This window comes from Paenibacillus oceani, assembly GCF_014705615.1.
GTDB lineage: Bacteria > Bacillota > Bacilli > Paenibacillales > NBRC-103111 > Paenibacillus_AB > Paenibacillus_AB oceani.
This window is the reverse complement of the sequence record NZ_JACXJA010000027.1, coordinates 91,446-112,217: the sequence shown is the minus strand read 5'-3', so window position 1 is coordinate 112,217 and position 20,772 is coordinate 91,446. Positions and strand designations below refer to the sequence as shown.

The 20,772-nt window shown below is 56.4% G+C and carries 12 protein-coding genes and 1 pseudogene; 3 read left to right on the top strand and 10 right to left on the bottom strand.

What is annotated here, in order from left to right; all coding sequences use genetic code 11:
* Positions 1 to 35: 35 nt before the first annotated feature.
* The gene (locus IDH45_RS19600; RefSeq protein ID WP_190929817.1) at positions 36 to 644 is read left to right on the top strand and encodes a hypothetical protein; all 609 of its coding nucleotides are present in this window, start codon (positions 36 to 38) and stop codon (positions 642 to 644) included.
* 1,040 nt (positions 645 to 1,684) lie between these two features.
* Here the strand turns inward: IDH45_RS19600 and glpK are convergent.
* Entirely contained in the window at positions 1,685 to 3,157 is a 1,473-nt protein-coding gene (gene glpK, locus IDH45_RS19595) for a glycerol kinase GlpK (protein WP_190929816.1), read from the bottom strand.
* A 212-nt stretch (positions 3,158 to 3,369) separates the two neighbouring features.
* Here glpK and IDH45_RS19590 point away from each other — a divergent pair, with 212 nt between their 5' ends.
* The gene (locus IDH45_RS19590) at positions 3,370 to 3,576 is read left to right on the top strand and encodes a hypothetical protein (protein WP_190929815.1); all 207 of its coding nucleotides are present in this window, start codon (positions 3,370 to 3,372) and stop codon (positions 3,574 to 3,576) included.
* Between the two features lie 28 nt (positions 3,577 to 3,604).
* Here the strand turns inward: IDH45_RS19590 and IDH45_RS19585 are convergent, their stop codons facing one another.
* The 5 genes from IDH45_RS19585 to IDH45_RS19565 all read right to left on the bottom strand — a co-directional run bounded on the left by IDH45_RS19585 (position 3,605) and on the right by IDH45_RS19565 (position 9,897).
* On the bottom strand, positions 3,605 to 5,299 hold the full coding sequence (locus tag IDH45_RS19585; protein ID WP_190929814.1) for a glycerol-3-phosphate dehydrogenase/oxidase: 1,695 nt from the start codon (positions 5,297 to 5,299) through the stop codon (positions 3,605 to 3,607).
* Between the two features lie 519 nt (positions 5,300 to 5,818).
* Positions 5,819 to 7,225, bottom strand: a complete 1,407-nt coding sequence (locus tag IDH45_RS19580) for an ABC transporter substrate-binding protein (protein ID WP_190929813.1) — start codon at positions 7,223 to 7,225, stop codon at positions 5,819 to 5,821.
* A 334-nt stretch (positions 7,226 to 7,559) separates the two neighbouring features.
* Positions 7,560 to 8,318 (bottom strand): (S)-benzoin forming benzil reductase, encoded by a 759-nt coding sequence (locus IDH45_RS19575; RefSeq protein ID WP_190929812.1) that lies wholly within the window; start codon positions 8,316 to 8,318, stop codon positions 7,560 to 7,562.
* Between the two features lie 58 nt (positions 8,319 to 8,376).
* Positions 8,377 to 9,207 carry a serine/threonine-protein kinase gene (locus IDH45_RS19570; RefSeq protein ID WP_190929811.1) on the bottom strand — a complete coding sequence of 277 codons (831 nt, stop codon included), beginning with the start codon at positions 9,205 to 9,207 and terminating at the stop codon, positions 8,377 to 8,379.
* Between the two features lie 423 nt (positions 9,208 to 9,630).
* Positions 9,631 to 9,897 carry a hypothetical protein gene (locus IDH45_RS19565; RefSeq protein WP_190929865.1) on the bottom strand — a complete coding sequence of 89 codons (267 nt, stop codon included), beginning with the start codon at positions 9,895 to 9,897 and terminating at the stop codon, positions 9,631 to 9,633.
* Between the two features lie 261 nt (positions 9,898 to 10,158).
* Here IDH45_RS19565 and IDH45_RS19560 point away from each other — a divergent pair, with 261 nt between their 5' ends.
* A complete protein-coding gene (locus IDH45_RS19560; RefSeq protein ID WP_190929810.1) occupies positions 10,159 to 10,488 on the top strand; it encodes a c-type cytochrome in 330 nt (109 codons plus the stop codon).
* Positions 10,489 to 10,759: 271 nt separating this feature from the next.
* Here the strand turns inward: IDH45_RS19560 and IDH45_RS19555 are convergent, their stop codons facing one another.
* The 4 genes and pseudogenes from IDH45_RS19555 to acpS all read right to left on the bottom strand — a co-directional run bounded on the left by IDH45_RS19555 (position 10,760) and on the right by acpS (position 20,591).
* On the bottom strand, positions 10,760 to 15,295 hold the full coding sequence (locus IDH45_RS19555) for a fibronectin type III domain-containing protein (protein WP_190929809.1): 4,536 nt from the start codon (positions 15,293 to 15,295) through the stop codon (positions 10,760 to 10,762).
* A 142-nt stretch (positions 15,296 to 15,437) separates the two neighbouring features.
* Positions 15,438 to 16,511, bottom strand: coding sequence for a response regulator (locus tag IDH45_RS19550; RefSeq protein WP_190929808.1), 1,074 nt, complete (start codon positions 16,509 to 16,511; stop codon positions 15,438 to 15,440).
* A pseudogene (locus IDH45_RS19540) lies at positions 16,483 to 18,903 on the bottom strand (hybrid sensor histidine kinase/response regulator). Before IDH45_RS19540 ends, IDH45_RS19550 begins: the two are co-directional and overlap by 29 nt.
* Before the next feature lie 1,292 nt (positions 18,904 to 20,195).
* On the bottom strand, positions 20,196 to 20,591 hold the full coding sequence (gene acpS, locus IDH45_RS19535) for a holo-ACP synthase (RefSeq protein WP_190929805.1): 396 nt from the start codon (positions 20,589 to 20,591) through the stop codon (positions 20,196 to 20,198).
* Between the last annotated feature and the right edge of the window lie 181 nt (positions 20,592 to 20,772).

The following is a 20,772-nucleotide window of genomic DNA, read 5'->3' as shown; positions in this document are numbered from 1 at the left end:
TAGTAAGCTAACGTTGTTAATTCGAGGTGATATTCGTGAAAGCAACCGTTACTTTTAACCGGATCGGCCTATATTCGTATACTCCTTATTTGTATATTTGGGGCGCCCAGTGGATGGGCAGCTCATTTTTGCAATACTTGTGGCCGCTCGACCCTCACGGAACGATCCGTAATGTGCTGCTGGGAGCGGCAGTCGTTCTAAGTGCGTTGTTCCTGTGGCGGGGTGCAGGAAAAGACTCGCCTGCGGTTTCCGCAGAAGCTTCAGTCGAAATTTCCGCCGAAACTACAGCTCCGGCTTCAGCCCCTGCCTCCGCGATCGGCTGGCTGTTACCCGCTGCGATAGCTGCCGTGCTGCTCGCAGCCGCGTTGCTGTTCATACGGCTGGAGCTCGTCTCCCCGCTCGTCGCCGAGCTGCTGCGTGCGGTCGTGTTAGTAGTGCTGTATATCGGAATCGGCGCTTCGCTGGGCCGGGAGCTCGTCTATTTGGGAGTGTGGCTGCTTGTGCTCACCGCTGTTTTAGGCGTGTGGTACTTGGGTTATGTACCGATCGTGCTTGGTTTCTCCGCAGGGGCGAGCCTGCTGGCCTGTGCGCTCATTTTCCGGTTCTGGAGCAAGGCACGCCAGGGGCAGCAAGCTTCGGATTAGCCAGGCAGAGCCACAGGTAATGCGCGGAAATGCAGAAATGGCCTATGCGCGATTTTATGACAAGGCCGATCAGCTGATTCGCCCATAAAGCGCGTTACTCCACACGGCTCCCCCTTGCTTCATCCCGCTCACCTGCAGTCGTATTGCCGATTGGGCCTTATGGCGCATCAGCCGACTTCCCCTACACCCGGGAAGCTTCTTACGGAAGCTTTACTTCCGTTATCTGGGGGCTGCAGCAGGAAATCAGCGCTTAGCGGAAGCATTTGTGCCGCTATTTCCCGTATTACCGCCTACATCCCCCTATAAAGCCAAAATAACGGAAACCATACTTCCTCTATCGATTAAAATCTACATACTTGGCGGGAATAGAGGAAGTTACTCTTCCGCTGATAGGTACGAAACGTAACTTCCGCACGAATCCGGTACGGGTAAGGTGACCTATTTTCGAACTTCGGCAGTTCACACGAACTCGGCATTTGCGGGGCGTTCGGAAACCCGGGAGGCGTGCATGCTAAGTTTCCCGGAGGTGCAGCGGTGCCGCGCTTTGGCGAGACCCTTCTCGTTCTCGGCACCACCGATCGCCCTCTTTGCGCAGACGCGCTCCCGAGTAACCGAAGCTACCGGTGAAAGAGCCAAATAATAAGAGCTTCTGGCACCCTCTATTTTCGCCATATGGGGACGACACAGACAAATAGAAGCGGTTTGCCCCTCTTATTTCAACCCGCTGGTGGGGTCTGCACCCTTTTGGCCGATTTTAAAAGTCCCAAACCGCTCTTATCTCCCCAGCCAAGCGGGTTTCGGACAAAATAAAGGGTACGAACCGCTCTTATCCAGTTTTCTCTCACCCTCTCGCCCATTAACGGGCACACCGCGCCAAGCGGCCACGATGAACGCCCCAGCGTAAACGTAAACATAAGCGTAAGAGGCGGCTTATCGTGGGTTTGGAGTGTCTCGGTTCGGCTTTAGCGTTTTTATTGAAATTAGAAAAAGCCGCCGGCATCGTCCGCAGACAATCACCCGGCAGCTCTGCTACCTTCCCTTTACAACTGGAAACCGACCGCTTGCAGCCATCCCGCATACTTCCGGTTCCGCAGCTCCTCTTCCATCCCCGGCTCGAACTGCCGGTCCTTCTCCCAGAGCGAATTCAGCTCGTCGCAGCCGCTCCAGAACCCGACCGCCAGCCCGGCCAGAAAGGCGGCGCCCAGCGCCGTCGTCTCCTGCACCTTGGGCCGCGTCACGCGGACGCCGAGCATATCGGCCTGAAACTGCATCAGGAAGCCGTTTTTCGCAGCTCCCCCATCAACCCGCAGCTCGTGCAGCCGAATGCCGGATTCCCGCTCCATCACCCGCAGCACGTCCATCGTCTGGTACGCGATCGACTCCAGAGCCGCCCGCACGAGATGCGCTTTGCCGCTGCCTCTCGTCAAGCCGGTAATCATCCCTCTCGCCTCGGCGTTCCAATAGGGGGTGCCGAGACCGGTAAACGCCGGCACGACATACACGCCTTGCGTATCTTCCACCGACGCCGCCAGAGGCTCCGTCTCGTTCGCATGCGCGATCAGCTGCAAGCCGTCGCGCAGCCACTGGATGACCGCTCCCGCTGTAAACACGCTTCCTTCCAGCGCATAGTTCACTTGACCGTCCAATTGCCACGCGATCGTCGTCAGCAGCCCTTCCTTCGAAGCGATCGGCTTGGCGCCGGTATTTTTCAGCAGGAAGCACCCGGTTCCGTATGTGTTTTTCGCCATCCCCGGCTCATGGCACGCTTGGCCGAACAACGCCGCCTGCTGGTCTCCGGCCGCGCCCGCCACCGGGATCGCCGCAGCGCCGCCCAGCAAATCGGTCTCCCCGTACAGGAAGCTGGACGGCTTCACCTCCGGCAGCATGCCGGCCGGTATGCCCAGCCGCTCTATAATCTCCTCATCCCACTTCAGCGAATGGATGTTAAACAGCATCGTCCTCGACGCATTGGACACGTCCGTCACATGGGCTTTGCCGCCGGTCAAATTCCAGATCAGCCAAGAGTCGATCGTCCCGAACAGCGCTTCGCCGGCCTCCGCCTTCGCCCGCACGCCCGGCACGTGGTCCAATATCCATTTGAGCTTCGTTCCGGAGAAATACGGGTCCGTGACGAGACCGGTTTTGTCGCGAATGCGTTCCTCCCAGCCTTCCCGCTTCAGCTCCTCGCACGTCTCCGTCGTTCGGCGGCACTGCCAGACGATCGCCCGGCACAGCGGTTCCCCGGTCGTCCGGTCCCAGACGACTGTCGTCTCCCGCTGATTCGTAATGCCGATCGCAGCGATCTCGGACGGCTCGATGCCGTCTGCGGCTTCGCGCATCACTTGCAGCTGGACGCTCCATATTTCTGCCGCATCGTGCTCCACCCAGCCCGCTTGCGGAAACCATTGCCGAAATTCCTTCTGCGCTATCCGCACGACCTGCCCGCTCCGGTCGAACACTATCGCCCGGCAGCTTGTCGTTCCCTGATCGAGCGCCATTACATACTGCGTCATGTCCGGTCCCTCCCCTTAAGCTGTATGCTACCTACGATACCATCCTCATCCCCCGAAAGAAATACCGCCCAGCAATTTCCCCCGTTTGGCGAAACTTTCCCGCCTCCATTTACGTAAACAGAGTAAGCGTATTCATACCAAACATTCCCTAGACGCGAAGTGCAGCCCATCGTTCGCTGCGGTTTACGAATTCAAACGAGGTGCCTTTATCTATGATCGTAGTCAAATGGATTCCTTATGTGTTCATCGCAATCGGTCTGATCAATATCATCTTCCCGGCAACCGGCCGGTTCTGGAATATCGGCTGGCAGACCAAAGCCGCCAAAGCGGCCAAACCCGGCGAAACCGCCGTCCTCATGAGCCGGATCGGCGGCTTGCTGGCGCTCGGCCTTGGCTTGTTCCTGCTTCTCTATCTGTAGAATCGCCCGCTTCGCCATCGGCGGGCGGCTACTCTTTCCCTTCCGGGAAGCTCGTAACCTGAGCGATGTAATCGAGCACCTCCCGCAGTTGGCGGTCGGCTTCCTCCCCGCTCCAGCCGAGCAGCCGGGCCATCGTCTCGACCACAGGAGTGCTCAGCGTCTCCGCCCGCGGACGGTCAAACGTGACGAGACCGGAGCGGCGGATCAGGAAGTCCGATGCGGTAACCGTCATCTCATGCGTAATCGCATAGTGAAGCTCCGCTTCCAGCAGCTCCCGGTTGATTCCGTTCCCGTCGCGCTTCGTGCGTCCTCCCGCTTCGGTGCGGGCTTTATATTCCTCGAATATAGGAGCGATGTTGGACCCGTAACGGGCGAGCAAATAGTCGGTATCGCGTTTTGCGATTCCCAGGTTCGTCCCTTTCTCGATCCATTTGTTACGGTACTCCTCATACAGCTCGGAGCCGTCCCGGTCGCCGCCGCTAATCGAGTCCTGATCGGTCGTGCAGCCGGCGCTGCGTCTTCCTTCCTGCTCGGCCAACTCCTTCTCGACGAGGTCGACTACTTTCTCGGCCATTTTGCGGAAGCCGGTCAGCTTGCCTCCGGCAATCGTAATCAGCCCCGACTCCGAACGGAAAATTTCATCCTTGCGGGATATTTCCGACGGTCCCTTGCCTTCCTCGCGGATCAGCGGTCGCAGTCCCGACCAGGACGATTCGATATCCTTGGCAGTCAGCTTCACGCCCGGGAAGGCGTTATTAACGGCATCAATCAAATAATCGCGGTCTTTGCGCGTCGTTCTCGGCTCCTCGATCTTGCCCTCGTAGAACGTGTCCGTCGTTCCGATGTACGTCTTGCCCTCCCGCGGGATGACAAAGATCATCCGGCCGTCAGGGACGTCCAGGTAAGCCGATTGGCGGACCGGCAGCTTCGCGTGATCGACGACGAGGTGAACCCCTTTGGTCAGCAGCAGCCGTTTCCCCTGAACTTCCTGATCCTTGGAACGTACACGGTCTACCCACGGTCCCGCCGCATTCACGATCTTCTTCGCGCGGACGGCGTACACGTTCCCGGTTAAGACGTCCTCCACATGAACCCCTACCGCTTTGCCGTTCTCGTATATAAAATCAACCGCCTTGGCGTAGTTGACCAGCTTCGCCCCGTGCCGGTATGCCGTCTTGGCGATCTCGACGGTAAGCCGGGAATCGTCGGTACGGTATTCGTAATAAAAGCCGGACCCTTTCAATCCTTCCGTCTTGAACAGCGGCTCCATCTCGATCGTTTTGCTGCGTCCGTACATGATGCGCCGTTCGCTGCGCTTGACCCCCGCCAGCCAGTCGTAGACGTACAGGCCGATTGCCGACATCCAATACCCGTACGTGCCGCCTTTGTAGATCGGCAGCATCATCGGCGCGGGAATGACGATGTGCGGAGCTTTTTTGTACAGCAGCGCGCGTTCGCGGCCGACCTCCATGACCAGTTTGACTTCACCCTGCTTCAAGTATCTCAGCCCGCCGTGAACCAGCTTCGTCGAGCGGCTGCTCGTACCCCACGAGAAATCGTGCATTTCGACCAGACCCGTGCTTAAGCCCCGCTTGCTGGCGTCCCAGGCGATGCCGGCTCCGGTAATGCCTCCCCCGATAATCAGCACGTCCAGTTGCCGCTCCGACATGTGCTGGAGCAGTTCGGCCCGATTGCTTGCTGAAAAGCTTGCTTTTGCGCTCATACAAGTTGCCTCCCCATGACGACAAAGGACGGGATCGGAATGTTCCGCTTCAGCCGCCTCCGGCAAAGAGAACGACAAAAAACCCTCCCGCATGATGAAGCAGCCCGTACCCTATAAAGAATACAAAGCGCTTACCAGCAAAAGGGTTCTCCTCGTCTCCGCCCGTTTGATGATTGCCGTCCATTCAATTGTTCTTCTTGCTAACAAGCGTAACACACCTGCGCAGGGCCTGTAAAGCCGTAAGCCGGCGAAATGCCGCCCATTTGTAGAGGTTGTTCAAAAAGACCACTTTTGATCACGAAGCAAATCAGGAAGCTTACTCGACATCGAATATGGAATTCAGCCGGAACTTCCGGTGCTCACGTAGGTCCCACTACGCTCCGCTCCTCATTTCCTTGCTTCATCCCATCTTCTCGGTGCTGAAAACCGGATTTTTTGAACTCGCACTTGTAGAGGTTGTTCAAAAAGTCCACTTCTGATCACGAAGCAGATCAGGAAGCCTGCTCGACATCGAAGGGCTCAGCGCCCCTCTGTCCTGCTGTGAAGCAAAGCTTCTCCGCCTTGGCGCTCCATCGCCTGCAAAGCTTCGGCGACCGTTTTGCGGCCTTCCAGCACCTGGGCCGCCTCTCCGTCCATCATCCCGGCGAATACGCTGCGGAAAGCGGCGGGCACTCCGTCCTTCGGCGCGGACACGCTCGCACCCGGCTTCAGCTCGTAGAAACAATCGATATCGGCTTTCACGCCGCTGCTCCTCAGACGTTCGAGAAGCTGCTGCTTTCTGGATAGAAGCGGAACTTCCCGGTTGTCACGGATCTGCTGATCGGCGATTTCCGGGCTATTGATATGCTTCACCAGCTCCCACGCGACCTTGGCAGACGGCGAACCGGCATAGACGGCATAAATCATCGGAATTTGAAAAGTAGCCGACTGGTCGGGGCTGCCGGGGTTGACCGGCTCGGTCACAACGTCCCAATCAAAAGACACTCCGCCCGATTCCCGCAGCTTCGACAAGAAGGTAAAAGGTTGTACGCTCATCGCCACCTTCCCCTCCAGAAACAGGTTGCGGGCCGGCAACGTTTCCCATGCCAGATACCCGTTCTTGTAACCGCCGATCACTGTCGTCCAGACGTCCCGCCAGCCCGCAGCCTGCAGCGTAAGCCCCCGGGATACCGGGTCGATCATTCTTAAATCGAGTGTCGCCGCAACCAGACTGATCAAGCTGCCGGGTGTAGAACGGGGATATACGCTCAGACCAAATATCCGCTCTCCATCCCCGCCCTCCGCCTGAAAGCGGGCGGCCGTCTGCAGAACGTCATACCAGCTCATCCGGCTGACGGGAAAAGCGAAGCCCTCCGACCGAAACAGGTCGCGGTTATAAAATAACCCCATCCGTTCTATCTCCGGGGCCAAACCGTATAAGAGGCCTCCTCCCAGCTGCCTTAGCCGGTCCGTCACCTTCGAATCGAACGCCTGCAGGTCGAACCGGTCCCGGACGATCCAGCTGTCCAGCGCCGCCAGCTGATTTTTGGCAGCCAGATACCCGAGCGATTCCTGGTTTAACAACAGGACGTCAGGGCGCTGCTGATTCAGCATCTTTTTGATGGAGCCCGACTCCGCCAGAGGGATGCCGGGGTCTCCGGGAACCGCGGTCAGCACTTCAAACGATACGTTTGGGTAACGGAGCATGAAAGACTTTCCGTATTTCTCCATAAATATCTGTTCATCCGGATATACAACCTTCAAACGGACAGGCTGCTCCAGATCGACACGGTCATCCGGGTCCCGGCTCGTTTCTCCAGTCAGCCGTGATATCCGTTCAGATACGGGCCGAACCACAATGAAAGCGATTACAAAAAGAGCGCATACGAGGGCTGCCACTCCCGCTTTAACCTTGCGGCCGTTCCCACGGCGGCGGTTAAGCTGCATGGGCTTTCAACTCCTTGCCGATTATCTCCTTTATGTATAACGCACCGGACAGGCAAAAAGTTACTATTCATCCATATTTTTTTGGCATTCATTACATGGGAGATGGATTCGTAAAAGAATCAACCGGAGAAGTAATGAAGGGACGATGGGGCACGGATAACTCCGCCTGCGCAGGGCTTCGTCCGCATAAATGAAAGCAGATCGAAAGCTCTGCGGCTGACAGGTTGGAGATTCGCTCGGTCAATTCCAGAGTTCACCTCTCTTCCAGCTCGGAATCGGAGCTATCCGAACTCCGTCTCTTGAAACGAGTTGGTGATCGTCAAGCTACGCATTATTAGCCCAGTTCGCGTACATCCAGTAGGCTGCCGGTGGGATAACGATCGTCGAACAACACCCGAAGCAGCTTGCCCGCCGTCTCGTCCGGGGAAGCCAGAGCGCCGGTTTCCTTCAGCTGTACGAACCGGCTGTGCTGTTGGAATAACGCCGGGTCGGTCCGCCTGATTTCCTCCTGCATCCCGGTATCGACCACTCCGGGGGCGACTGACAAGATTCGGACTCCTGCTGTGCCGGCGGCTTGCTGCTCCTCGCCGACGCAGCGGGTGAACATATCGAGCCCCGCCTTGGACGCGCAATAGGCGCTCCATCCGGCATACGGCTTCTTACCGGCGCCGGATGACAGGTTCAATATCCGCTTATCCGCTCCCCAGCCCGCCGTCAGGCGCAGAAAGGCCGAGGCGAGCACGACCGGAGCGATCAGGTTAACGGTCAGATTGCGTGCCAGTTCGGCGCCGGCAGCGACGTCCGCCGGGGCGATCGGCTCTACCATCCCTGCATTGTTAATCAGCACGGCGGTCTCCAGCCCGTCCCCCGCAATTCCGGCGCACGCTTCCTCCATTAAGGTATCAAGTGATGAGATATCGTTCATGTCACCGCGAATCCATCTCAGTACGGCGCCTTTGCTCTCCGCTTCGGCCCGCAGCGGTTCGCCATCGCTGCGGGCCATGCCGACCAGCGTGTGGCCGGGCTGCATCAATCGGCGCAGCAGCGCCTCTCCGAGTCCTTTAGAAGCGCCGGTTACAATAAAAAACTTCATGGAACATAACCTCCCTGCCTGTTCGGCCTCCACCGGGCCTTGATCGATCAGTCCGATCCTAACAAAACCGGGGACGCAGAGCAAGCCGCCACTCCCGGTAAAAGGCCGCCAGCGTCGGATGACGGCTCTCCCGGTCGGCCGATACGGCCCGGAGCGCGACCTCGAACAGCTCATCCGGCGCTTTCCACGCTTCCCGTGCCCGTACCCCGTCCGCCAGAAAAACAAAAGCCGCCGCTCCCATCGTATATACGTTCGTCCGATGATCGATCAGGCTTCCTTTGACAAACTCCTCGGGAGCCATAAACCGGCTGGACCCGAAGTTGCGATCCGTCCCGAGCCGGAACGCTCCCTTGGAGTAACAGTCCAAATCGCAAAAAAACGTGGTATGACGGTAAAAATCGTACAGGATGCTGCCGTCGTACAGATCGACCGCAACGTACCCTTTCGCTTCCACTTCCACATGCAGCTCATATAAGTCGGTCAACATCGCGACGATCCGTTCCGCGGGCAGCTGCCGGAACCGGTAATGCGGCGATTGCGGATGGTTCCGCCCCTCGGCGCCCGGGTAATCCGGGGTTCCCAGCACTTCCCCCTCGACCCAATCGTAGACCAGCGCGAAGCCGTCCCGGGTGTCGAAGGTGTTCCGCAGCGCCGGCAGGCAGCGATGCCGGATATCCGTATGTACGCGGACCGCATTATTCATCCAATGAATCGCATCGGGCCGGCTTGCATGCTTGACGAACCATTTCTCATCATCAACCGCAAGACCGTATGAAATACAGCCGGAGTCCTGCTTATCGAACCGCTTGAACACCTTCCCCGCCCGGGCGAGACATTCCTCGATCCCCACTTCGGTTCGTTTTATCTCCGCAATTCCGTTTCCCTTCATCCCGATAACCGCCTCCCCTATGTTCGTCGTTAAACGTCGAACCTCTAACCGCTCCGCACATTCAATGAATCCGACTTTGTACCGGCCCGTATATTGTAACGGCAGACGCTGCTCGGAGTAAGGGGGAGAACGGTTTCAGCCAACCTTTCCGACTTTTTGTCCCGAAAATGAAAACAGCTTGTAACCAAACTGCAATGTCCTTTTCATCTCGCTTTAATGAAAAACGCCTATACTAAATATCGACCCCCTTTTTCATATATATAACTTTCAGATCCGCGGCCCGTTGCTTGCGGGTCTCTTTTTTTGTCTCCACTTGTCGTCAGAGGCAATCCCGCAGCCAGAAAGACAAGTTCCGCACAGCAGCAGGCAGCCCCTCATGGGACTGCCTGCACGCCTGCCTGTTAACCTCCACCGTGTCAGCGATCAGAGCAGCAGCAGCGTAATCGCCAGCAGATCGAACAGAGCCAGCGTCATGATCTGGTTTTGCGCTCCGTATCCGTATCCGTAAGATCCGTACGGCGGATAGAAGTTCCTGGCTTGACCGTTCGCGTCGCCGGACAGTTGCAGGTGCACATGCTCGCTATCTACATGCACGATCGTCCCATGATGAGTATGGCCATCTCTGGTCTGCAACTGCACCGGCCGGTTCATATACAGCTTGCAGATGCAGTAGGCGTCTTCCTTCAGCATCGACACTCGTAATCCCTCCTCGTTGTTCAAGCCGCTGTAATTGGATTGGGTGCGGGCTAATGCGGATTTAAGATACTATATGTAGACGAACGCCCGGTGGCATGGGCTTTTGATCGGGGAGTTTTCGCCCATTTTGCCGGAAGGCGGAAGGCAATATTCGCAGAACGTTCATAGGAATCCCGCGTTCATAGCCAATAACCGGAGTGGATATGCTAAGATGGGCATAACCGGAAACCGGAATTAGAACATGGAGGGTTGCAGATGAAGCAGCCAAGCAAGGCGAGATTATGGGGAGCGGGGATCGTCTTGTCCGCCGCCGCCGTGATGTTGAGCGGATGCGGAGCTTCCGGTTCCGAGGCGGTGGGCACAGCGGAAGCGTTGTACAAGAAAAAGTGCTTGTCGTGTCATGGCGAAAAATTGGAAGGACGCATCGGCCCTCCTACCAACCTGACCCAAGTAGGCGCCAAACTAACCCGCGACCAGATCGCGGGCCAGATCGCCAAAGGCGGCCGGGGCATGCCGGGCTTCAGCGGCTCGCTGAACGAGACGGAGATCGGTACGCTTGCGGACTGGCTTGCCGAGAAAAAGTAATGTACGCCGCATTGAAGCGGGTTCTGGCTTATGGCGTCCGTAACAATCGCGGCTGTCTTTTTTAATAAGAAAACCGTCCGGTAAAAGCGTCCGGACGGTCCTTTTGACGTGCAAACGCGCACGTAGGTGCGCGGGGGAATGGGGGGCCTGGCTTCCCCGCTCGCCCTCAGTCGCGTTGTCTTGTCTAGACTTGGCGGTATCAACACGACTTCAAATGTGGCCGAGTGTATTTTGGGCGAGCTTCATGCCAAATTCACATGGAACACGCGGATTAGATCAACCCGGCTTTTTGCAGCAGCCGCTGCACGATTGCAGCCGTCTCCGCCCTTGTAATATTGGCCTGCGGTCTTAACTGCTCGCCGCTTCCCTCTACGATGCCGTAGCGGATATTGAGCACTGCGGACAGCGCGGCCCAATCGCTTAACAAGTCCTTATCGGAAAATGCGGCTAACAACTTCTCCTGTTGTCCGGAAGCAACCGATAGGTCCATTCCGATCAGCGTCATCGCCTTGGACAGAATGGTCATCGCCTCCTGCCTGGTGATCTTCCGATCCGGACCGAACGTACCGTTCTCGTAGCCTTGCACCAAACCGTAAGAGGCTCCGATGGAAACGGCCTCGTAACTCCAATCCGACGATTTCATATCGTCGAACGCCGGAGCTTGATCCGCCTTCCGAAGACCAAGCGCTCTGACGACGATCGCCGTGAATTCCGCCCGCGTAATCTCGTGGTCCGGCTTATACTGCCCGGCAGTCGTTCCGTTGACGACCAGTCGCGACGCCATATCGTCAATGCTGGCTTTGGCCCAGTGGCCGGCAATGTCGTCAAAGGTTTTTACGTTGTAGATGACCGCGTAGCTGCTGTTGGTCAAGCTGTTGATTACCGCATAATAGTTTCCTTCAAATTGCGTCACTTTCGTCGGCACATGCGCAAGCGTATCGCCCGCCTTCAAAACGACGCCCGTCGTAATCCGAGTCGGGTCCACGCCCTCCGGAATCGCAATCATCCGTTCCACGTAGGAGTCAAACTGATTCACCTCGACGGCATCATCGCCGGTAACTGCTCTTATCGTAAAATCGTGCGGCGGCACGACCACGGTCAGTTCATCGTCGGCGGCGGTATTTTGGACAACGCGCACCGTGTCGGAAGCCGAGACGGCTACTTCGATTCGGATTGCAATGTTCTCGAGCGCTTCGGCTTTGCCGAGCTGTTCCGAAACCGCGTCGATCCGGATCTGCGATGCCGGAATGATGTAGATGCCATAAGGCGTTTGGAGTCGTACAACCCCTTGTTTTTGCTCCAGGTTTTTCACCATCCGGCCGTTCAGCTCGCCGATGATCGTATCCGCATTCGCCGTAACCGGAATCGTAATGACCGCACCCGAGCCTTCGGCCGCAAGCTTCTCGTCCAGCTTCTTCGGGTCGAGCGCAACCATGGTGACTTTCCTGTCGTTCACCGTTGTTGTCGTCACTACCCCGGCGTTTTCCGCTTTTCCGTTTACGTACACGATTGCGGTTGTGTCCGGGTTAACGGACGGTGTGGATGGCTGGGATGGTGCTGATGGCTCTGAAGGTGTCGGCGGCGAGTTATCCCCGTCACTGTCGTCGCCGGAAGGCAGGCTTGGCGTAACGGCATTGGACAGTTCGGAAGCGGCGCTGCCGCCCAAACGGTTGATCGCTTTAACCGTGAACGTATAAGCCGTGCCGTTTGTCAGACCTGTTACGGTAATCGGGCTCGTCGTTCCGGTTGCCGTGATGTTGCCGGGCGATGCTGTCACTTCGTAACCGGTGAGCGCGAATCCGCCGTTATCGGCCGGAGCCTGAAACGTAACGGTTGCCTGCCCGTCTCCTGCCGTCGCAGAAACCTGATACGGAGCGGTTGGAACCGAACCCGGCACGGTGCTTCCTTCGTTCGATGCCGCGCTGTCTCCTCCCGCATTCATCGCTTTGACGACAAAGTAATACGTCGTTCCGTTTACAAGATCCACTACAGAATGCCCGTAAACCGAGCCGCCTACCGTAGCAATCTCCGATCCATATTGGCCGGACGTCGTGCTGACGTAGATTTTATACCCCATCGCGCCGCCGACCGGATTCCAGGAAAGAGCAGCTTGTCCATTGCCTGCAACAGGGGCGTTTAATACCGGCACTCCCGGCAACGGAACTTGCGGCGTTGCGCTTCTTTCGTTCGATGGCGGTCCGTCCACTCCATCGTACTTCGCTTTGACGACAAAGTAATACGTCGTTCCGTTTACAAGCCCCGTCACCGCATGCTCGTATACGGAGCTGGCCACCGTCGTCATTTCCGTTCCGTACTGGCCGGATGTCGTGCTGGCGTAAAGGGCATACCCCGTCGCTCCGTTTACCGAGCTCCAGGAAAGCGTGACTTGTCCGGCACCCGCAACCGGAGTATGCAGGATCGGCGATACGGCCTCCATAATCTGGTCGTCCGCGATCGGAATCTGGGTCCATTGGAGAATCCCGTTGCTGCTGTCGACTTCAACCACATACAGATGCTGGCCGCTGCGAACGGCGATGTTGCTGCTCAATGCGAGCGTCGCTGCGTAATTCAACGCTCCGGCATCCGCGCCTGTAAGCGGATGGGAATACACGCCGGCTTCTCCGATCGCATATTTGTATACGCCGGCGCCCGGCAGCTGCGTTGCTCTCGTTGTGCCGATATACTTGCCGGTGCCCCATGTCAAGCCGTCCAGCGAAGGAGCCAGCTGCGCGATCTGCTCCTCCGTGACAAGGACATCGCTCCATTTGACAATCTTGTTATGGGTATCGACCTCAACGACGAAAATATGCTGACCGCTGGTTACGGATATATTGCCGTTCGTCACTAGCGAATTCGTGTAGCCGAGCTGGGCAGCGTCGGCACCGCTGACCGGCTGCGTGAAGGAGCCTGCTGCGCCCAGAGCATACTTGTAAGTGCCTGTGCCAGGCAACTGCGTGGCCTTCGTCGTGTCCGGCACGCTGCCCGGTGCCCAGACGAGGCCGACGATCGGAGGCGCAGCTGCGGCAATCAAGCTGTCTGCAATCGGAATGCCGGCCCACTTGAGAATACGGTTGTTGCCGTCCACCTCGACCACGAACACCCGTTTACCGCTTTGCATGGCAAAATCAACGTTTTTCTGAAGCGTTTGGGTATACGCGACGGCGGCGTCATCGCCTACCATCGGCTGGGACAGTGCATCCGGATCGGCGATTGCGTATTTGTACGTGCCTATGCCGGGCAGCTCGGTGACGCGAATCGTTCCCGGCGTGCTGCCGGTGCCCCATTCCAAACCGCTTAGGGTCGGCGCCGGCTGAGGGATCGCAACGCTCACTTCCGCCGAATAAGAGCTTTCCCCGTCGGCATTGACGGCCTTGACTGCCAAGTAATACGTGTTCCCTGCCTCCAGGCCGGTGGCCGTGTAGCTTCCTTGCGTGCCGGGGAGGGTTGCAAGCGGTGCGGAGCCATACGTACCCGACTGGGTTCCCATGTACACTTTATACCCCGTGATCCCCGTTCCGACCGTCCAGCTAAGCGCTGCTGAATCGCTGCCGTTTCTTGTCACCTGTACGCCGACAGGTGCCGGCGGTCCTTCCTTATACGCGGACACTCTGATTTTACCGGAATGTGCCCACACCATATAGAGCAAGTCGTCCGTGGGGACCACCGCGCCCATTCTCCCGTCCGTATAGCTCGATTCCAACCCGCTGCTGGCCGGTGTCCAATTCGCTCCATCATAATAGGTGGCCGTTGCAAGAAGAAGGGGGATAAAGCCGGAGCCCGGATTCACCCAGTTGGCAAACAGCTTGTCGTGAAAGACGGTCAGGAACATGTATTGCGGAGTAATATTCGGTGGTGCCGGGAATGTCCCGTCCCCTACCCAACTCCAGCTCGTTTCGTTATATGCTTTTATTTTATAGGCCGTGTCGGTTTTCCACACCGCATACAATAGGCCTTTGTAGGTTTGCATCTTTGGCAAAACGGCCGGAGCTGTCGACTCACTGATGCCATCCACACCCGATACGCTGTGCCAAATACCGTTTGCCGCTCGTTTCATGACAGGAATATAGTAGGAATAAGGGCTGCTGCTTAACTGCTCGCTCCAAGTCAAATAAATCTCATTGTTATGAACGGCAAAAGCCGGGAACGTTACCGTACTGTTCGGTTTCAGCGAAATGATGGATTCGTTCGTCCACGTGCCGTTATATTTCTTAACTTGGATGCTGCCATTCTCGACCCACGCTGCGTACAAGAAACCGTTGTGTGCGATCATGGCAGGCATATACCCGTTCCGGCTGCCTGCGGTCCCGTTGAGCGGAGTAGAGTTGCTGGTTACCGGCACCCACGTATTACCCTGCAGCTTTTTGACGTAAATCGACCTTGGCGAGATCCCCTCTTCCCAGATCGCATAGAGTTCATTGTTGTACACGGCCAAGAACGGGGAGGATACGTGTTCGAGCGGATCGGGGCTCACATTCAAGGGTGTTCCCCCGTCGGCGCTCGCCCACTGCCCGTCCTCCGATTTCATGACTCGAATCGCATTGGTGGAGGACATCATCATCATATCCTGAACCGATTCCACAAAAATCGTATACAATTGATTGTTGAACATGACTGCATGCGGAAGAGCGGCGCTTTTATTCGGTAAGTCGGGACTCGTCCCGATTCCCCCTCCGTCAACGGAGGTCCATCCGGGGCCGCTTGCGGGGTCCGCATGCCCGATAGAAGGCTGGATGGTGCTCCATAGCAACAAGATCGCGAGCAATGAGAAGAACCATACTCGCCAGAAAGAGTTTGATTTTGCGTACATCATTTTGCTTCCATTCACCTCGTTGTTCAATGTGGATGATAGAACTTCATCCCCAATGTAACAAACGGGCACTCAACATTTTTACAACATTCAACTTTTATCGCCCTAATTCGACAAGGAAACGGTCGACTACGCCCAAGCTTTACGCGTCATCCAGCAGCATCCGCTCTTTCATCGCTTTCGTCTGCCGGGCTCCGGCCTGGTCTCCGCCTTCGTTCAGGCAGTCGATCAGCATGTCGTAGTACTCTTCCCGGTTCGGCTCGAGCCGGATCAGTTGGCGGAGAATCATGGACCGCACATCGGGCGAAGTGTGATCCAGAGCCTGGACCATGCTGGAGATCCATGTCAAGCGCAGCTCCATTCTGCGGGCGTCGGCCCATTGATAATGCTCGGTTTCGAAATAATCCCCGGTATACAGCGGCAGCGTTTCTTTCCATTCCTTCTCGGAAAAGCCGTCCTGCATAGAGTCCGATAGCCGGTCGACATCGCTTTGGATGATCGAGCTATGAATCCAATATCTTTCATCGCCGTACATAACCATATCCGGATACCCTTCCGACTTGAACATGCTCCGCAAATAATAAAGAGACGTATGGAATAGGCGTTGGCTTCGCTCTACCGGATACTCCGGCCAGAGCTCCTCCAGAATGACATATTTGTACACCGGCTGACCTTGATGATGCCAGAGGAGAGCGAAAAGCTCTTTCGTTTTTTTCGTCCGCCACGTCATCAGCCGGCCGTCGGCCGAGTACAGCTCCATGCTCCCCAGCACCTTGAGCGCTAGCGGCGCTTCCCCGCTGTCGCCGGTTTGCCCCTCGGATTTGGGAACTACGCCGCTTGGATTCGTTTTTCTTTCATGCAAATCCGCAAATCGGGACAACGCTTTGACCAGTTTTTCCTTGGCAACGGGTTTGAGCAGGTATCCGATCGCATTCGTTTCAAACGCGTCGATCGCATAGTGATGGTGCGCGGTCACATATATAATTTCAGCGTCGGGACAACGGGCGAACAACGCTTCCGCAGCTTCAAGACCACTGATTCCCGGCATCTCGATATCCAAAAAAATCAAATCGGGAAGCAGACGGGCGCATTGTTCCAGCGCTTCGGACACGAGTTGGAATTTGCCCGCAACCGTGACGCCGCCAATCTCCATCAGCTGAATGTCCAGGACGTCCAACGCAATTTCTTCATCGTCGATCAGTATCGCTATCCACATCAGAATCCTCCGTAATATAAATCGTAATTTGGGTTCCCGCACCCACTCGGCTGCTTATGTCCAGCTTCCGTCCATACTTCATTTGCAGCCGGCGGTTTACATTGCCGATCCCGATTCCGGCGGCATGCCCATTTTCGAGCATAACCAAAGTTTGTTCATCCATGCCGACGCCGTCATCCTCTACCGTAATTTCCAACCCCTGTTCGCTGCGTCGAACGATAAGATGTACGGTCCCGCCTTCGGGTTTCTGCCCGATTCCGTGACGAACCGCATTTTCGACGATGGGCTGCAGGATGAGCGGAGGCAGCAGGCTTTGCGCTTTTTCATCGATACTGTATTTGACCTTTAGCCGCTGGCCGAAACGAAGCTGTTCGATCGCAAGATAGGCGCGAACGAGCTCCAGTTCCCGTTCCAACGGTACCGTCTTGCTTTGGAATACGAAGGTGAACTTGGCGCGGAGGTAGACGGTCAAGTGCTGGATTGTTTCCCGAAGCTTGTTCACATCCTTATAACTAAGCCCGACCAGAGCATTCAGACTGTTATATAGAAAATGCGGAGTAATTTGCGCCTGCAGAAAGTCCATTTCCCTGCGAACCGCCCGTTCGGAAGAGCTTTTCATCGCAAGCAGCGACTGTACACGCGCCTTTAATTCCGCCAGTTCGAACGGTTTCTGCAAAATATCGTTGGCCCCGGCCGCGAAGGCGGCTACGATGTCCCCCGTCTGCCCCGAGGCGGTCAGCATCAGCACCGGAAGCTCGGCGAGCCCGTGCAGCATGCGGATTTCCCGGCATACGTCCAGCCCCGACACGCCCGGCATCATCAAGTCCAGGAGAACCATGTCCGGCTTCTTGCGACGCAAAGCGGCCAGCGCCTCCTCGCCTCCGCCAACAGCCGTATAGGCAAGTTTCATGGAGGCGATGGCATCCATCGCCACTTTCAGATTGGAAGGCTCGTCGTCGACGATCAAAATATGAAACGCCGTCTCCGGACCGGTTTGCGCCATAACGGACGGCGAAAGCGCGGACGGCTCCTCCCGATTATCGGCTGCCGCTGCAGCCTCATCCGCCATGTTCGGAGCAATCGGCAAGGTGAACGTAAACCGGGAACCCCGCCCCGCTTCGGACTGCACTTCCATTTGGCCCCCTTGCAAGTCGACCAGTTGTTTGGAGATGCTGAGTCCGAGCCCTATGCCGTCGCGAGAATCGGCATAGGCCTCATCGTATTAGAAGAAAGGCCGGAACAAACTGCCCAACGCGTTCGGGGGTATGCCCCTCCCCGTATCCGCAATCGAGACGGCCAGCATCGCTCCCCGTACTTCCGCCGAAATGGACACCTGACCGCGATCGGTGTATTTCAACCCGTTTTCCAATAAATTATGTAAAATTTGCCGCAGACGATTCTCATCGGCCAGCACAAAGGGAAGCGCGGCAGGCAGCTCGTTGACCAGCCGGACTTCGCTATTGACAGGTGCGATCGATAACGTCTCGATAACGAAACGAGTCGACATGTTCAAGTCTACGGGCTTCGGATGGATGGAGAGCTGACCGTGCCGAATCCGGTTCATATCCAGAATATCGTGCACCAATCCGGCCAGCCTTCGCCCGATCAGATGAAGCAGCCTTATATTTTCGCGATGTTCCGGGGATAGCGGCCTTTCCTTGTTGTCCAGCAGCGATTGCGACAAATTGATGATTCCATGCAGCGGGGTGCGAAGCTCGTGCGACGTTTTGGCCAAAAACTCGTCTTTTTGACGATCGTACGCGATCAGTTGCTCCGCTAACCGCTCGTTCTGCAGGGAGGCCTCCCGGGACCGTTCGGACATCAGAAACGACTGTGACAAAACAAGAAGCAACAGCGTTACGATCATATAAAACGGGTTGTCCAAGGCGAGCTGGTAACGCGTCTGGGCATACACCCAGCTAATAAGCAGAAAGAATACGCCGAGCAAAATATAATAAACATGCACTCCGCGATCCCGGTTGCGAAAAATCCAAATAAAAATGAAAGCAAAGGCAACGATTTGCAGCACGATCCCCGACCACAACAGATCGACCAAATAATCGTTCGGAATGACAACCAATACACAAAGGTATCCGAAGGAAACTCGGGATAGCACCTTAAATCCCGATCCCCGTTCGTCCAAATAGGAGTGCACATAGTGGACAAAAAACAAAATTGAGAAATAAGGAAGAATAAAGAGCATCTTCTGCAGCGGCGGGAACGAGATCGACGGCAGCATGGTCGCCATGACGATTTCGTTGTCGATGCTGAAAAACACCCCCATCGTCAAACAAAACAAACTAAAAAACAACAGATAAGGTTCCCTGCGCCACTGCCTGAACATTCCGGCGAAATAAATCCCGAATACGAGCAAGGTCGTAATAACGATCATATCCGCCATCCGCGCGTTATCTCGCCTGGCCAGCACGTCCGCCGTTAAACCGAATTCCGGCGATTGCACCAAGCCGCCCTCCATGTACCGATAGCTCGCTACTTGAATAAGAATCTCAATCGTATCCGTCTCCGCTTGGATCGTTCCCATAAAAGGAAGGTTGCTCGGAATAAACCGATCGCTCTGCAGATCCGGATTACCGGTACCTCCGAGGTCCTCTCCCCCCATATAGATGCGGCTCGACATGCGAATCTTTTTTCCTCGAAGGCTGTAATAATCCGGGTCGCTCACCTGGATCTGCAATCGGTACGTACCCGCGCCATATCCGTTGCCGGTGGCCACGATGTCCTTCCAGCCTCCGGGAACCTGAATGATTCGGCGCTCCGCTTGTACCGAAGTCCCGCCAAGACGGAATTGTTGCGGCGTTAAGAGCACATTCTCGTAAAACTCCCATTCGCCCCGCAGCGGAATGATTCCTTGCTGCTCAAAATCCCATTGCTGCGCATCCAGCACGCCGTCCCGGGCTTCCGGGTATTGGAACGTAGGATGCAGCCATTCATAGATGAATATAGTCGTAACTACGGCAAATACGCTGATCATGCCTATAATACCGCCAGCTGTTTTCTCATAAAGCCCGTTTACCGTCCCATCTGCTCACTTGACTATCAGGATTGTGGCATACACAGGTATAAGTATAGCATTCCTTTTAGTAGAAATAGGAATAACCGTCCGGAGAAGTCCGGACGGTCCTTTGACTTGACGTGGAAATAAACCTTTGCGTTGGTACGCAGGAGATAACGAGAGGGAACCATCGCTCCAGCCGGTCGTTAAGGAGGTTGCGGGGGAACAACTCGACTTCGAATGAAGCCCGTAAACCGGTTCTTGCGAATCATGCGTACCGATCGCGCCGAGTGTTGCTGAGACGACGGCATGGATACTGGATACCTAACATATTAAGAGTCTCTGGCAGCTTTTACTTCCGGCATCTTGGGAGGAAAGAGACAAATAGAGGCGATTTGTACCCCTTATTTCCACTACCTGAAGGGGTCTGCGCCTTTTTTGCGGATATTAACAGCTTCAAACCGCTCTTATTCCGCGCCCAGGCCGGTTTTCGGACCAAATAAAGGCTGCAAACCACTCTTACTTGATTCCTACGTGCCATTAAGCAAAAGCACCGCGCCCAACCGACAAGCCTGCAGTCTTGCCACCCGGTGCTGCGCAGTTGCCGGTGTACCATCCCGCACCTTACCGGATCGGCAAGCATGGTCTAACCGAAGCAGATCAACTTCCTCTTATTCCGTCGCAGACTCCGCCACCGCATAGGCGCCTGCCATCGTGGACGAATGGGTGATGCTCAGATGGATCTGCAGCGGCTGCCGGCGGCCAAGCCGCCCCCACGCCTCCGGCGTCAAGGAACATTCCGGCTTGCCGGACGCGTCCGGCAAAATCCGGATATCCTGAAATCCGACGGCGCGGCCGAGCCCGCAGCCGATCGCCTTGACGACGGCTTCCTTCGCGGCGAACCGCCCGGCAACGAATTCGGCCAGCCTCGCTCCGCGCCGTTCGGCCGCAAGCTCGCGCTCTTCAGGCGTCAGCACCCGGGCCACGAAGCGCTCCCCGTGAGTTTGCGCCAGTAGCTTTTTAATCCGGTCAATCTCCAGCAAATCGATTCCCACACCGACAATCATATGAGCAAACTCCCTTCTTCCTGCACGCCGTATCCGCAACTTGGAATGCTATAGAAGTTATTATAGGGGAAACCGGAAAGCGCGTCTAATCCGTCATCGGAACGGCTGACGAGTCGGAAGAGCCGGGGGTTACACCGCACTTGCTACGCGCACGCGCCAGCCTTCATTTACTCCGCCGCCC

What these genes read in the sequence shown, in the direction of transcription:
- glpK (WP_190929816.1), bottom strand. Translation starts at nt 3,157, where the DNA reads ATGACGCAGTATGTAATGGCGCTCGATCAGGGAACGACAAGCTGCCGG.
- IDH45_RS19590 (WP_190929815.1), top strand. Translation starts at nt 3,370, where the DNA reads ATGATCGTAGTCAAATGGATTCCTTATGTGTTCATCGCAATCGGTCTG.
- IDH45_RS19585 (WP_190929814.1), bottom strand. Translation starts at nt 5,299, where the DNA reads ATGAGCGCAAAAGCAAGCTTTTCAGCAAGCAATCGGGCCGAACTGCTC.
- IDH45_RS19580 (WP_190929813.1), bottom strand. Translation starts at nt 7,225, where the DNA reads ATGCAGCTTAACCGCCGCCGTGGGAACGGCCGCAAGGTTAAAGCGGGA.
- IDH45_RS19575 (WP_190929812.1), bottom strand. Translation starts at nt 8,318, where the DNA reads ATGAAGTTTTTTATTGTAACCGGCGCTTCTAAAGGACTCGGAGAGGCG.
- IDH45_RS19570 (WP_190929811.1), bottom strand. Translation starts at nt 9,207, where the DNA reads ATGAAGGGAAACGGAATTGCGGAGATAAAACGAACCGAAGTGGGGATC.
- IDH45_RS19565 (WP_190929865.1), bottom strand. Translation starts at nt 9,897, where the DNA reads ATGCTGAAGGAAGACGCCTACTGCATCTGCAAGCTGTATATGAACCGG.
- IDH45_RS19560 (WP_190929810.1), top strand. Translation starts at nt 10,159, where the DNA reads ATGAAGCAGCCAAGCAAGGCGAGATTATGGGGAGCGGGGATCGTCTTG.
- IDH45_RS19555 (WP_190929809.1), bottom strand. Translation starts at nt 15,295, where the DNA reads ATGTACGCAAAATCAAACTCTTTCTGGCGAGTATGGTTCTTCTCATTG.
- IDH45_RS19550 (WP_190929808.1), bottom strand. Translation starts at nt 16,511, where the DNA reads ATGTGGATAGCGATACTGATCGACGATGAAGAAATTGCGTTGGACGTC.
- acpS (WP_190929805.1), bottom strand. Translation starts at nt 20,591, where the DNA reads ATGATTGTCGGTGTGGGAATCGATTTGCTGGAGATTGACCGGATTAAA.